The 12686-nt window shown below is 71.4% G+C and carries 13 protein-coding genes; 5 read left to right on the top strand and 8 right to left on the bottom strand.

Features of this window, described 5'->3' with window-relative positions:
* Positions 1-98: 98 nt before the first annotated feature.
* Entirely contained in the window at positions 99-761 is a 663-nt protein-coding gene (locus tag ACIQ8J_RS25345) for a M23 family metallopeptidase (protein WP_403274203.1), read from the top strand.
* On the opposite strand, the gene ACIQ8J_RS25340 is transcribed toward ACIQ8J_RS25345, so the two are convergent.
* The gene (locus ACIQ8J_RS25340) at positions 758-1357 is read right to left on the bottom strand and encodes a TetR/AcrR family transcriptional regulator (RefSeq protein WP_403274205.1); all 600 of its coding nucleotides are present in this window, start codon (positions 1355-1357) and stop codon (positions 758-760) included. The genes ACIQ8J_RS25345 and ACIQ8J_RS25340 overlap by 4 nt on opposite strands.
* 179 nt (positions 1358-1536) lie before the next feature.
* Between ACIQ8J_RS25340 and ACIQ8J_RS25335 the strand changes: the two genes are divergently transcribed.
* The 3 genes from ACIQ8J_RS25335 to ACIQ8J_RS25325 all read left to right on the top strand — a co-directional run bounded on the left by ACIQ8J_RS25335 (position 1537) and on the right by ACIQ8J_RS25325 (position 4418).
* Positions 1537-3138 (top strand): MDR family MFS transporter, encoded by a 1602-nt coding sequence (locus ACIQ8J_RS25335; protein WP_403274207.1) that lies wholly within the window; start codon positions 1537-1539, stop codon positions 3136-3138.
* 418 nt (positions 3139-3556) lie between these two features.
* Entirely contained in the window at positions 3557-3997 is a 441-nt protein-coding gene (locus ACIQ8J_RS25330; protein ID WP_403274209.1) for a helix-turn-helix transcriptional regulator, read from the top strand.
* 10 nt (positions 3998-4007) lie between these two features.
* Positions 4008-4418: a VOC family protein gene (locus ACIQ8J_RS25325; protein ID WP_403274211.1), complete on the top strand. Its 411-nt coding sequence runs from the start codon at positions 4008-4010 to the stop codon at positions 4416-4418.
* Positions 4419-5284: 866 nt separating this feature from the next.
* On the opposite strand, the gene cseC is transcribed toward ACIQ8J_RS25325, so the two are convergent.
* The 6 genes from cseC to ACIQ8J_RS25295 form a co-directional block, all read right to left on the bottom strand.
* Positions 5285-6610 carry a two-component system sensor histidine kinase CseC gene (gene cseC, locus ACIQ8J_RS25320; protein WP_403274213.1) on the bottom strand — a complete coding sequence of 442 codons (1326 nt, stop codon included), beginning with the start codon at positions 6608-6610 and terminating at the stop codon, positions 5285-5287.
* Positions 6611-6617: 7 nt separating this feature from the next.
* The gene (gene cseB, locus ACIQ8J_RS25315) at positions 6618-7322 is read right to left on the bottom strand and encodes a two-component system response regulator CseB (RefSeq protein ID WP_403274214.1); all 705 of its coding nucleotides are present in this window, start codon (positions 7320-7322) and stop codon (positions 6618-6620) included.
* Positions 7323-7443: 121 nt separating this feature from the next.
* Positions 7444-8103, bottom strand: coding sequence for a hypothetical protein (locus ACIQ8J_RS25310; RefSeq protein WP_403274216.1), 660 nt, complete (start codon positions 8101-8103; stop codon positions 7444-7446).
* On the bottom strand, positions 8091-8648 hold the full coding sequence (locus tag ACIQ8J_RS25305) for a SigE family RNA polymerase sigma factor (RefSeq protein ID WP_329463728.1): 558 nt from the start codon (positions 8646-8648) through the stop codon (positions 8091-8093). The genes ACIQ8J_RS25310 and ACIQ8J_RS25305 overlap by 13 nt, the downstream gene beginning before the upstream one ends.
* A gap of 218 nt (positions 8649-8866) precedes the next feature.
* Positions 8867-9790, bottom strand: a complete 924-nt coding sequence (locus tag ACIQ8J_RS25300) for an A/G-specific adenine glycosylase (RefSeq protein WP_403274217.1) — start codon at positions 9788-9790, stop codon at positions 8867-8869.
* Positions 9791-9842: 52 nt separating this feature from the next.
* Positions 9843-10469 carry a phosphatase PAP2 family protein gene (locus tag ACIQ8J_RS25295; RefSeq protein ID WP_403274218.1) on the bottom strand — a complete coding sequence of 209 codons (627 nt, stop codon included), beginning with the start codon at positions 10467-10469 and terminating at the stop codon, positions 9843-9845.
* Positions 10470-10630: 161 nt separating this feature from the next.
* Between ACIQ8J_RS25295 and ACIQ8J_RS25290 the strand changes: the two genes are divergently transcribed.
* Positions 10631-11443: a hypothetical protein gene (locus tag ACIQ8J_RS25290; protein ID WP_403274220.1), complete on the top strand. Its 813-nt coding sequence runs from the start codon at positions 10631-10633 to the stop codon at positions 11441-11443.
* An 84-nt stretch (positions 11444-11527) separates the two neighbouring features.
* On the opposite strand, the gene disA is transcribed toward ACIQ8J_RS25290, so the two are convergent.
* Entirely contained in the window at positions 11528-12652 is a 1125-nt protein-coding gene (gene disA, locus ACIQ8J_RS25285; protein WP_403274222.1) for a DNA integrity scanning diadenylate cyclase DisA, read from the bottom strand.
* Between the last annotated feature and the right edge of the window lie 34 nt (positions 12653-12686).

Genomic DNA, 12686 nt, shown 5'->3' with positions numbered 1-12686 from the left:
GTGGGGCCGACCCGGTGTGCCCTGTGCGTGCCGGGTCGGCGCATGCCGCCGGGCCACGACCGGTGGCGGTCCCTGTCGCCGTACGGAAGAGCCCCCGCATGCCCCAGCGCACCACCTCCCAGCCCACCCGCCCGTCCACGTTCCGCCGCCGCGCCGAGGGCGTCGCCGCCCTCGCCGGACTGGGGGCCGTGACGGTTCTCGGTACGGGTGTCGCGGTCGCCGACGAGGTGTACGCCGCCGGTCCCGTCACGAGCGCCGCCATCACGACCGCCGTCGCCGACCAGGCCAGGGCGCAGACCAAGGCGGCCGCCGCGGTGCGGCAGGCGGTGGCCGCCAAGGCCGCGTCCTGGGCGCAGCCGGTCGAGCACTACGCGCTGAGCGCGAGCTTCGGCCTGGGCGGTTCGATGTGGTCGCACAAGCACTCCGGGCAGGACTTCGCGGTGCCGAGCGGCACGAGCGTCGCGGCCGCGCACGGCGGCACCGTCGTCAAGGCGGGACCGGGCGGCGCGGGTGACGGCCCCGCGTACGGCAACGCGATCGTCATCAGGCACGCCGACAACACGTACTCGCAGTACGCCCACCTCTCGCGGATCGACGTACGCGTCGGCCAGGGCGTGACCACCGGCCAGCGGATCGCGCTGTCCGGCAACACCGGCAACTCCAGCGGCCCGCACCTGCACTTCGAGATCCGTACGACGCCGAACTACGGCTCGGCCGTCAATCCGGTCGCCTTCCTGCGGACGGTGGGCGTGACCGTCTAGTCCGTCTGGTCCGCCTGGTCCTTCTCTTCCTTGCCCTGGTCCACGCCGTGGTGGGCCTGGACGACCAGGTCGCCCGCGACTTCGAGGATGCTCTTGCGCTTGTCCTCGGGGTCGCCCTCCACCTCCTTGAGGACGAACATTCCGGCGTGCATCGAGAACAGCGCCGTGAAGCAGCGGATCTGGTCGGACAAGGAGGCGTCCGGATCCTTCAGCAGGTCGACCATCGCGTGCATCCGCTTCTTGAACATCTCGCCGATGCTCAGCTCGCGCATGGCCGCCTGGTTCTCCTGCATGAACCGGAACAGCGGTTCCGCCCCGACGAGGGCCTCGCTGTAGCGGCGCAGGATCTCCAGCTTGGTCTCCAGGGTCTGCGGCCGCTCCCGCCCCCACTCGATCACCTCGTCCATGGGCCTGGTGAGGTCCTGGAAGAGGCTGATGATGATGTCTTCCTTGGTTTTGAAGTGGTAGTAGAGGGCGGCCTTCGTCACATCGAGCCGCTCGGCGATCTCGCGCAGCGAGGTCTTCTCGTACCCCTGCTCACCGAAGAGCTCCAGGGCAACGTCCTGGATCCGCTGGCGGGTGTTTCCTCTGGCCATGCCGCTCTCCCGAATACGTGCGGTCGCCGTCCCCCGGCGGCCGTGCCGTTTGTCAGTAACTTGCTTGACGCCCGGCAAGTTGGGGTCTACCTTCCCCAGTGTAGTGGTAACTAGCCGGGCGGCAAGTAAGTGCCCCGCCCGGTGAACGGCAGGCAAGACGCTTCAGGGAGTTGGGGACGATGGCTACGGGGATACCGGACGAGAAGGCGACCGGGGCGGGGGTGTCCGAAGCACCGCAGCCACGCAGCGTGCGGGTCGTCCTGCTCGCGCTCATGATCGCGATGCTGCTCGCCATGCTGGACAACATGATCGTCAACACGGCGATGCCGACGATCGTGGGCGAGCTCGGAGGCCTTGAGCACCTGTCCTGGGTGGTGACCGCCTACACCCTGGCCACCGCCGCGTCCACGCCGATCTGGGGCAAGCTCGGCGACATGTACGGGCGCAAGGGCGCCTTCCTCACCTCCATCGCGATCTTCCTGCTCGGCTCCGCGCTCAGCGGCATGGCGCAGGACATGACCCAGCTCATCGGCTTCCGCGCGGTGCAGGGCCTCGGCGCGGGCGGCCTCATGGTCGGCGTCATGGCGATCATCGGCGACCTGATTCCGCCCCGGGACCGCGGCAAGTACCAGGGCATGATGGCCGGCGTCATGGCGCTCGCGATGATCGGCGGGCCGCTGGTCGGCGGCGCCATCACCGACCACCTCGGCTGGCGCTGGACCTTCTACATCAACCTCCCGCTGGGCGCGGTCGCGCTCGCCATGGTCACCGCCGTACTGCACCTGCCCAAGAAGCGCTCCCGCGGCCGGATCGACTACCTCGGTACGATCCTGCTGACCGTCGGCATCACCTCGATCGTCCTGGTCACCACCTGGGGCGGCTCGCAGTACGCCTGGGGCTCCGCGATCATCATGGAGCTCATCGCGCTCGGCGTCGTCGCGGTCGTCGGCTTCCTGTTCGTCGAGACCAGGGCCGCCGAGCCGATCGTGCCGCTGCACATCTTCCGCAACCGCAACTTCTCGCTCATGTCCGGGATCGGCTTCCTCACCGGCTTCGTGATGTTCGGCGCGATGCTGTTCCTGCCGCTGTACCAGCAGACCGTGCAGGGTGCCTCCGCCACCAACTCCGGTCTGCTGCTGCTGCCGATGCTGCTCTCGATGATGGTCGTCTCGCTGATCGCGGGCCGGGTCACCACCAACAGCGGCAAGTACAAGATCTTCCCGATCCTGGGCGGCGCGCTGGTCGTGGTCGGCCTGTTCCTGCTCTCCACGATGGACACCACCACGACCCGCCTCATGTCGGGCGTCTACATGGCGGTGCTCGGCGCGGGCATGGGCTTCCTGATGCAGATCACCATGCTGGTCGCGCAGAACAGCGTCGAGATGAAGGACATGGGCGTCGCCTCGTCCTCCACGACCCTGTTCCGTACGCTCGGCTCCTCCTTCGGCGTCTCGATCATGGGCGCGATCTTCACGAACCGGGTGGGCGACGAGATGGCCCGGCGCCTCGGCTCCGCGGCGTCGTCCGGCGCGGGCAAGCTGGCCTCGGCGCAGCTGGACGCGGCGAGCCTGGCGAAGCTGCCGGCGCCGGTCCGGGAGGCGTACCAGTACGCCGTCTCCTCCGGTACGCACGGGACGTTCCTGGTCGGCTCGGTGATCGCGGTGGCGATGTTCGTGGCGGCGCTGTTCGTGAAGGAGGTGCCGCTGCGGGGTTCCGGGCCGGAGGTGTCGGACAAGGCGGCGCCGGTGGCGGATGCGGTGCCGTCGGAGCGGGTGGCCTGACCGGGGCGCTCCGCCCGAGCGGCGGGGCGGTGTTCCCGGGGCTCCGCCCCGGACCCCCTGCGGGGCTTCGCCCCCGGGGGGTTTCCCGCCCACCCGCCCGTTCGGCAGGATGGAAAGGTGCTCCTGGGGCTCCGCCCCAGACCCCCTGCGGGGGCTCCGCCCCCTGCGCCCCCGGGTGGTCCCGCCCGTCCGTTCGGCAGGGTGGGAAGGGCTTGCTGGGGCTGCGCCCCAGACCCCTTGCGGGGGCTTCGGCTCCTGCGCCCGGGGGCCCACCCGTCCGTTCGGCGGGGTGGGAAAGTGTCTCTGGGGCTGCGCCCCAGACCCCCTGCGCCCCTAGCCCCCGCCCGTGCGGCACTTGGATGAGGCGTCGTCCTGAGACTCGCCTCGTACCTTCCGCCCCCGGTGGTAGCTTCGTTTCATGACTCCCGAAGAGCTCGCCAACCTCGCGCATCTGCGCCGAGCGCGGGATCTGATCGACCGGGAGTACGCGCAGCCGCTCGATGTGCCGACGATGGCTCGGCATGCGCTCATGTCGCCGGCGCACTTCTCGCGACGGTTCCGGGCCGCCTACGGCGAGACGCCGTACAGCTACCTCATGACCCGCCGCATCGAGCGCGCGATGGCGCTGCTGCGCGGGGGGATGAGCGTGACCGACGCGTGCATGACGGTCGGCTGTACCTCGCTCGGTTCGTTCAGCTCGCGGTTCACCGAGGTGGTGGGGGAGACGCCGAGCGCGTACCGCGTCCGGGAGCACTCCGCCGTGGCCGCGATGCCCGCGTGCGTGGCGAAGGTGCGGACCCGCCCGACGAGGAATCCGCCGAGCAGGATTCGAGAAGCGGGCGGCGACACCGCCGCTTAGCGTTGGCGGCATGACCATCGCACTCCAGTACTGCCACATCACCGTCAACGACCTCGACGAGTCGCTCGCGTTCTACCGCGACGCGCTCGGCCTCGAAGTGCGCAACGACGTCGCTTCCGGCGGATTCCGCTGGGTCACCCTCGGCAGCACGACTCAGCCGGGCCTCGAAATGGTGCTCTCGGAACCGCACGCCGGCCGCTCCCAGGGCGACGGCGACGCGCTGCAGGAACTGCTCACCAAGGGCGTTCTGCCGATGTGGGTCTTCAGGACCGACGATCTTGACGCGACCTTCGAGAAGGTACGGGCATCGGGCGCCGAGGTACTGCAGGAGCCCATCGACCAGCCCTGGGGGCCGCGTGACTGCGCCTTCCGCGACCCGTCGGGCAACCTGGTACGGATCCAGCAGGCGGCGAAGGAGTAACCACCTCCGGCTGACCCGACCCCGTCCAACGGCCGCCCCCGAGTGCCCGGCGGTTGGCCGTACCTTGGCTGACCTATGGCCTGGCGGTCGGCCGCCCCCGCCGACGCGTACTCGGCCGTCGGCCGCCCCCCCCAGTTGACCGGAACCCCGTCCGGCGGTCGCACCCCGCCGAAGGGTAAGGGCGTCGGCGCCATCGCCCCTACCCTTCGGCGGGCCCAAGTGGCGCCCCCCCGAAGGGGGTGCAGGGGGCGGAGCCCCCGCCGGGGTTCGAGGGGCGGAGCCCCTCAGGGGGTCTGGGGCGCAGCCCCAGGGGTCAGCCTTCTCAACTCCGAGTCACGGGTGGGCGGGTGGGCAGCCCCCAGGGGCCAGGGCGGTTCTGGTGCGCGGGGCCGATGGCTCGGCTCCGCTGCCACCGCAGATGCTCGGCATGGTGCGGGGCGCGCGCGATCCGGCCGCCCGAGACCAGCGGGGTGACCGGGTCGACCACCATTCCGCCCGCCCAGATCCCGTACCGTACCGGCCCCAAAGGCGCGAGCAGTGCCCCGCCCGCCCAGAACAGCGCCGAGGCGTGCGCCCAGGTACGACAGCGCGAAGCCCCTGTCCGCGCTGTCGGAGGTCCCCACGCTGCCCGCGAACAATCGCAGAACAACTCGAACCAGGTGCCCCGCCGTTCGGCCTCCGGAGCCTTCAACTCCCCCTCTGGGAAGGGAAGTTCAGGGTGCTTCCGGGGACCGGCGCCCGTTCGGGAAGGGGAGGGGAGGGGAGGTGTGCTCGCCCGTGTGCTTGCCCGCATGCACGGTCAACAGCCTTGTCGCTGACCGCGGTTGGCGCCTTCCCGATCCCGGTCAGCGCAGGACGGTTGGCCGCTAGCGCCCGTTGCCGCCCGGCGGCTGGGCCGGGAAGCTGCCCGTGTTCGTCGGGGCGTGTTCGGGGAGCCAGAGGACGGCGATCGCGCCGCCGGTGCCCTCCGCGTTGGGTGCGCCCTCGGGCGCCGCGTTGCGGAAGGTGAGCCGGGCGCCGAGCACCCTCGCCTGGCCCGCGGCGATCGTCAGGCCCAGGCCGTGCCCGTTGCCCGCCCGGTCGCTCGACCCGGTGCGGAACCGGCTCGGCCCGTCGCGCAGCAGCGCCTCGGGGAAGCCGGGCCCGTGGTCGCGGATCCGTACGACCCGGCCCTCGACGGTGACCTCGACCGGCCCCTTGCCGTGCTTGGCGGCATTGCCCAGGAGGTTGCCCAGAATGCGTTCCAGGCGCCGCGGGTCGGTGTTGACCGAGGACTCGTGGACGACCAGCACCTTCACCTCGGGGTCGAACACGGCGACCCGCCGGCTGACGAACTCGCCGAGCGCGATCTCCTGCAGCTCGGCCCGCTCGGAGGCGCTGTCCAGCCGGGCCACCTCAAGCACGTCCTCGACCAGCGTGCGCATGGCCTGCGCCCGGTTGCGCACGAGCTCGGTGGGGCGGCCGGGCGGCAGCAGTTCGGCCGCGGTGAGCAGCCCGGTGACCGGGGTGCGCAGCTCGTGCGCGATGTCCGCGGTGACCCGGCGCTCGGCCTCGATGCGCTCCTGGAGCGCATCGGTGAGCGCGTCCACGGCACGGGCGAGCTCGTCGGTCTCGTCGCGTACGAAGCCGCCGATGGCGTCCCGTACCCGTACTTCCGTGTTGCCCTCGGCGACCTTGCCCGCCGCGTCGGCCGCCTTGCGCAGCCGGCGCGAGATCTGGCCGCCGATGAGGATGCCGAGCGCGCAGCCGCCGAAGACGACCGCGACCGAGCCGATGACCAGGGCGCGGTCGAGGTCCGCTATCACGCTGGAGCTGCGGTCGGTGAAGCTGGAGTGCAGCGACAGGACGTCGCCGTTGCCGACGGGCACGGCGGCCCAGATGTCGGGCGCGCCGCTGTCGTGGTCCTGTACGGAGGAGACCTTGCGCCCCTGGAGGGCCTTGGCCTTCAGGGCGGCAGGCAGCGCGGGATCGTTGAGCTTGGTGCCGAAGCGGACCCGCTTGTTGCTGGTCTCGTAGTAGTTCTGCGCGAAGTTGAGCCGCTCGACCTGCACCTCGCGGGCGTTGTCGAGCATCGAGACGCGCGCCGCGTTGTGCACGACGAGGCTCAGCGCCATCACGGTGAGCGCGCCGACCGCCGTGATGGCGATGCTGATCTTCCACCGGATGCCGGTCCGCAGGGCGGGGCGCCTCATCGCCCCCTCACGCCTTCAACTTGTAGCCGAAGCCACGCACGGTCTCGATCCGGTCCTGCCCGATCTTGGTGCGCAGCCGCTGTACGTGCACGTCCACGACCCGGGTGTCGCCGCCCCAGCCGTAGTCCCACACGCGCTCAAGGAGCTTGTCGCGGGAGAGCACGGTGCCGGGCGCCGAGGAGAATTCGAGCAGCAGCCGCATCTCGGTCGGGGTCAGCGCGACGGTCTCGCCGCCCTTGCGGACCTCCATGCCCTCGGTGTCGATCTCGATGTCGCCGAAGGCGAGCACCCCGCGCTCGGGCGCCTCCTCGACCGTCTCGACGGTGCCGGGGCCGCCCGCCGCATGGCCGAAACGGCGCAGCACGGCGCGGATCCGGGCGACCAGGACGGCGCCGTCGAAGGGCTTGGTGACGTAGTCGTCGGCACCGGCCTCCAGGCCGAGGACGACATCGATGGAGTCGGCGCGCGCGGACAGCATGATCACCGGCACGGTCGACTCGTCGCGGATCCGGCGGCACAGGCTGACGCCGTCCAGGCCCGGCAGCATCACGTCGAGCAGGGCGATGTCCGGCCGGTCGGCGCGGAACGCCTCCAGGCCGGAGAGCCCGTCGGGCATGGCGGTCACGGTGAAGCCGTCGCGCTCCAGGGCGAGTTGGGTGGCTTCACGGATGACGTCGTCGTCCTCGACGAACAGAACATGGGTTTCGGCCATCGCGCTGCTCTCTCAGTTCTCCGGCGGTCGTTTCCGTCGCCCGGCGGTCGTGCGGTGGGTCCGGGCGCAGTACCAGTCTGCGGCATGGCCGTGTCCCCGGTCGCCGGCCCGGCGGCCCGGGTCAGGGCGCCGCGGGCACCGGGGGCGTGGTCTCGTTGCCGCCGACCGCCTTGCTGTAGTCGTTCTCCACCTCGTCCTGCTGGGCGAATTTGCTGCCCGACCAGCGGTAGGTGGTCACGATCTCGCTGGACGCGAAGGCCGGCTTGTCGCCCGGCGCGTACATCTGCCGGGTCACCACCAGCTCGCCCCGGTCGATCTCGGCGTAGACCGGCGCCTCCTCGGCGGTGAAGACGTTGTCGTACGAGGTGCCCGAGGCGCGGTACACGTACGTGCCGAGTCCGACGGCGTCGCCGCAGTTCATGACGTTCACTATGACGTCCTGGCCGGTCGTGCCGGTCAGGTGCCCGTACGTCACGTCCACCGGGTACTCGTTCTTGGTGCAGGGCTTGAGGTCGGCCTTGACGCGGGCGCTGACCTTCGGGTCGGCCTTGAGCAGCTGCACCGGGTCGACCTTGTTGAACGGGGCCGCGCTCGACGCGCTCGGCGACGGCGAGGCGTGGGCGGCCTTGTCGGTACGGGGGGCCTCGCCCTCGTCCCGGGTGCCGGTGCCGCCGGTGGAGCAGCCGGCCATCAGCAGCCCGAGGGCGGAGAGCCCGGCCAGTGCCGTGGTCCCCGCCGTCAGAGCGCGCGCGCCGCCTCTGCCGTTGCCTAGGCCGCGCACCGCTCCCGCCCCTTTACCTCGCGCACCGTGCCGTGCTCCAGGGCACGGAAGTCCAGCTCGCGGCTCTCCAGCTCCTGGCGGAGCCGGGCCAGCGCGCGGTGCAGCGTGCTCTTGACGGTGCCGGCCGACATGCCGAGCGCCGCGGCGGTCTCCTCGGTGCTCATCTGCTCCCAGTGGCGGAGCACGACCACGCTGCGCTGCTTGGGGGCGAGCACCTTCAGGACGTCCATCAGCAGGGCGCGGTCGGCGCGCTGCTCGGAGCCGTCCTCGACGCGGGCGTCGGGCAGCTGCTCGGTCGGAACCTCTTCGAGCTTGCGGGCCCGCCACCACTCGGTCCGGGTGTTGATCATGACCCGGCGCAGGTAGGCGTCGGCGAGCGTCTTGTCGGCGATGCCGTCCCAGCGGCCGTAGGTGCGGGCCAGCGCGGTCTGCAGCAGGTCCTGTGCGTCCACCGGGTCCGGAACGAGCCGCCGGGCACTGCGCAGAAGAGCATCCTGCCGGGTGCGTACGTACTCTTCGAACTCAAGCACCTCGCCCTGCGCCATACCCAACCGCCTCCGTCGTCCCCGTGAGCTGGTCCAGCTCGTCCTGCTGGTCGCTTACCGGAATGAAGCTACGGAGGACTTGTCACGGGGCTGTGCGGAGGAGCCGTCGGCAGACGCACGGAGAGCCATCGGTTGTGTAACAGCCGAGGTTTACCGCCGTTTCCCAGGGGTAAGGCCGCCGTTTCGGGCGTTACGGACACACTCGGACACGCCCGGGATCAGGAGTGCGGCAACCGGTAGAAACCGTCGGCGAGGGGCTCCACGAGACCGTCCGCGACCAGAGTGTCGAGCGCCCTGGCCCGCTGCACCGGCTCGTGCCACACCGCGTCGAGCGCCGACTGCGGTACCGGATCAGTGGCCTCGCGCAGCACCGCGAGCAGCCTGCCGCGCACCTGGCGGTCGGTGCCCGCATAGGTCTGCCCGCGCCGCGCCGGGCCCTCGTGCGCGGGCTTGTCGGCCAGCCGCCAGGCGCACTGAGCGGCGATCGGGCAGCGTACGCACGTCTCGTTCTTCGCCGTGCAGACCAGCGCGCCGAGCTCCATGGAGGCCGCCGCCCAGCGGGCCGCGGTGGCCTCGTCCTCGGGCAGCAGCGCGCGGGCCAGGCGCCGCTCGGCCGCGGTGGTGGCGGTCGGCGGGTACTGCACACCGGTCACCGCCCGTGCGAAGACCCGGCGCACATTGGTGTCCAGGACCGCGTGCCGCTGCCCGTACGCGAACGAGGCGACCGCGGCCGCCGTGTACTCGCCGATGCCGGGCAGCGCGAGCAGCTGACCGTGATCGGCCGGTACGTCGCCGCCGTGCCGCTCCGTTATGGCGAGGGCCGCGCCGTGCAGCCGCAGCGCGCGGCGCGGGTAGCCGAGCCGGCCCCAGGCGCGTACCGCCTCGCCGGGGGCCTCGGCGGCCAGGTCGGCCGGGCGCGGCCAGCGGGCCAGCCACTGCTCGTACACCGGGAGCACCCGGCTGACCGGGGTCTGCTGGAGCATGAACTCGCTGACCATCACACCCCAGGCGCCCGCCTCGGGGCGCCGCCAGGGCAGGTCGCGGGCGTGCTCGCCGAACCATCCGATGACGGATTCGTGGAGGACGGCGGGCTCGGTCGTCTCGTTCATGGGCACGGTGGGCATCGTCGGCTGAATGTTCATCGCAGGGCCGATCCTGGCACGATCGGCCCGCGAAGGGGGCGCGCGAGGGCGCTCAGCGGCGCGCGTGCTGCCGCGCGTGCAGCGGTGCGCCGGGTCCGGCGAACCAGGCGACCGCCGAGACGTCGCTCGTACGCATCGCCTCGGCCAGCGCCCGCACGGGCCTGGTGCCCGCCTTGACGACGAGCAGCGCGACGACCACGCCGAGTGCCAGGCCGACCGCCACGTCGTGCGGATAGTGCACCCCGACGAAGACCCGCGAGAAGGCCATCGCCAGCGCCATCGGCACGGTGAGCAGCCAGATCCGGGACCAGGCGAGCGCCAGCGCGAGGGCGGCGGCGCCCGCGATGGTGGCGTGGTTGGAGGGGAACGACCAGTCGCCGTTGACCGGGCAGGCGATCAGCGAGGCCGCCGCGCCCGCCACCGCCCGGCAGGGCCGCTCCTCGTCGATCAGCGACTTGATCACCTCGCTGCAGAGGTAGGCGACCGCCGTCGCCAGTGGCGCCAGCACGGCGAGCGCGAGCGAGGCCGTGTCGCGGCGGCGGGCCCGCCACCAGGCGACGACGAACAGCGCGCCGAACAGGAGCAGGCCGAACTCCGTCCAGACCTCGACGATGTGCTGCACCCAGGACGGCGTGTCGTGGGCGAAGTCGGTGATGTTGCGGTAGAGCTCACTATCCATGGTGACGGACAGTATGGATCATTCCCGGGGGCCGACCACGAACGGCGGGGAGGCGCCGAACCCGCCGCGGACCCTCCTCCAGAATGATGATCCGGAAAACTTGGTACGAGAGGCGGCGGGTGGGGCGGGAGTTGGCGCCGATCTCTCGTAAGGTTCGGTACGTGGGATCTCTGCGCAATCCGGTCGGGCCGCTTCCCTCCTCCATCTACTGGCGACGGAGGGCGGTCGCGCTGTCCTTGATCGCGTTGCTCGCGATCCTCGTCCTATGGGTCGTCACTTCCGGTGGTGGCAGCGGCAGCAAGAGCGCCGGCAACGACAAGGGCCCGCTTCCCACGCACTCGATCACCCCGGGGCCGTCCGGCTCCGGACCCGCCGTCAGCACCGCGCCGGGCGGCCGCGACGAGTCCAGCGGTTCGGGCGGCTCCGGAGGTTCCGGCGGCTCGGGTGGCGGCAGCTCCGGCGACGGCGGTACGAGTAGCGGATCGGGCGGCTCGTCCGGCTCCAACTCAGGCTCCGGCGGCGGGAGTTCGGGCAGCGGCAACACCGGCCGTCAGGTGCCGGCCGGGTCCAGCCTGCCCACCTGTGCGCCCGGCTCGCTGACCCTGACGCTGCGCACCACCAAGACCTCGTACCCGCTGGGGGAGAAGCCCCGCCTCGAAGTCGTCCTCAAGAACAACTCGGCGTCCACCTGCAAGGCGGACCTCGGGCCCAAGGGGGCGGTCGTGACGGTCACCTCCACCGGCAACGACCGGGTGTGGTCGACGGACGACTGCGCGGTCGGGGACGGCAGCGTGTTCTTCCAGGTGCCGGGGGACGACTCGATCATCCACACCGTGGAGTGGGACCGCACGAAGAGCATGCCGACGTGTGCGACTCCGCCGGTGGGGGCGGTGGGCGCGGGCACATACCTGGTCGAGGCGAGGTTCCCGGGCCTGCCGGTGGCGAGGGCGTCCTTCGGTCTGGCCAAGGATTAGGCCCCGCCCCTCATGGGGGGTCCCCCTGGCCCTTCAGACCCTGGGGGAGATTGAGGGGCGGAGCCCCCAGGGGTCCGGGGTGAGCTAGACGTACCGCTCCAGGATGGAGGACTCCGCCAGCCGCGAGAGCCCCTCGCGCACGCTCCGCGCCCGCGCCTCGCCGACCCCGTCGACGGTCTGGAGGTCGTCCACCGAGGCGGCGAGCAGCTTCTGGAGGCCGCCGAAGTGCTCCACGAGCCGCTCGATGATCGCGCCCGGCAGCCGCGGCACCTTCGCGAGCAGCCGGTACCCGCGCGGCGACACCGCCGAGTCCAGCGTCTCGGGCGAGCCGCTGTAGCCCAACGCCCTTGCCACTATGGGCAGTTCGAGGAGCTCGGCGTGGGTGAGGTCGTTGAGCTCTCGCAGCGCCTCGTCGACCGTGCGGGAGCGCTTGGCGGTGGGCTCGGGGACGTAGTCCCGGACCACCAGTTCGCGCTCGGGCTCGACGCCCGCGATCAACTCGTCCAGCTGGAGGGAGAGCAGCCGCCCGTCGGTGCCCAACTCCACTACGTACTCGGCGATTTCCGTCGCGATGCGGCGGACCATCTCCAGGCGCTGGGCGACCGCCGTGACGTCCCGGACCGTCACCAGGTCCTCGATTTCGAGCGCGGACAGCGTGCCCGCCACCTCGTCCAGGCGGAGCTTGTAGCGCTCCAGGGTGGCGAGGGCCTGGTTGGCGCGGGACAGGATCGCCGCCGACTCCTCCAGGACCCGGCGCTCCCCGTTCACGTACAGCGCGATCAGGCGCATCGACTGGGAGACCGAGACGACCGGGAAGTTGCACTGCTTGGAGACGCGGTCCGCGGTGCGGTGGCGGGTGCCGGTCTCCTCGGTGGGGATGCCGGCGTCCGGGACCAGCTGCACACCGGCCCGGTGGATCTTGGTGATGTCCTTGTCGAGCACGAGCGCGCCGTCGAGCTTGCACAGCTCGCGCAGCCGCGTCGCGGTGAATTCGACGTCCAGGACGAAGCCGCCCGTGCACATCGAGTCGACGGTCTTGTCCAGGCCGAGGACGATCAGACCGCCGGTGTTGCCGCGCAGGATGCGCTCCAGGCCGTCGCGGAGCGCGGTGCCGGGCGCGACGGCGCTCAGGGCGGCGCGCATCAGTGCTTCGTTACCGGAGCCTGTGCCGGACTTTCCGGGTGCTGATGCCCGGTCGTTGGCTGCCACTGCACTCCTCCGGTGTTGCTCATACGGCGCGTAC

This window comes from Streptomyces sp. NPDC094147, assembly GCF_044764265.1.
Lineage (GTDB): Bacteria > Actinomycetota > Actinomycetes > Streptomycetales > Streptomycetaceae > Streptomyces.
The sequence above is the reverse complement of the archived record's forward strand: the minus strand, read 5'-3'. Positions and strand labels throughout refer to the sequence as shown.

Bases quoted from the DNA above. Each gene is read 5' to 3' on its own strand.
- cseB (WP_403274214.1), bottom strand. From the start codon at position 7,322: ATGGCCGAAACCCATGTTCTGTTCGTCGAGGACGACGACGTCATCCGT.
- ACIQ8J_RS25325 (WP_403274211.1), top strand. From the start codon at position 4,008: ATGACCATCGCACTCCAGTACTGCCACATCACCGTCAACGACCTCGAC.
- ACIQ8J_RS25305 (WP_329463728.1), bottom strand. From the start codon at position 8,648: ATGGCGCAGGGCGAGGTGCTTGAGTTCGAAGAGTACGTACGCACCCGG.
- ACIQ8J_RS25345 (WP_403274203.1), top strand. From the start codon at position 99: ATGCCCCAGCGCACCACCTCCCAGCCCACCCGCCCGTCCACGTTCCGC.
- ACIQ8J_RS25335 (WP_403274207.1), top strand. From the start codon at position 1,537: ATGGCTACGGGGATACCGGACGAGAAGGCGACCGGGGCGGGGGTGTCC.
- ACIQ8J_RS25295 (WP_403274218.1), bottom strand. From the start codon at position 10,469: ATGGATAGTGAGCTCTACCGCAACATCACCGACTTCGCCCACGACACG.
- ACIQ8J_RS25340 (WP_403274205.1), bottom strand. From the start codon at position 1,357: ATGGCCAGAGGAAACACCCGCCAGCGGATCCAGGACGTTGCCCTGGAG.
- ACIQ8J_RS25330 (WP_403274209.1), top strand. From the start codon at position 3,557: ATGACTCCCGAAGAGCTCGCCAACCTCGCGCATCTGCGCCGAGCGCGG.
- ACIQ8J_RS25300 (WP_403274217.1), bottom strand. From the start codon at position 9,790: ATGAACATTCAGCCGACGATGCCCACCGTGCCCATGAACGAGACGACC.
- cseC (WP_403274213.1), bottom strand. From the start codon at position 6,610: ATGAGGCGCCCCGCCCTGCGGACCGGCATCCGGTGGAAGATCAGCATC.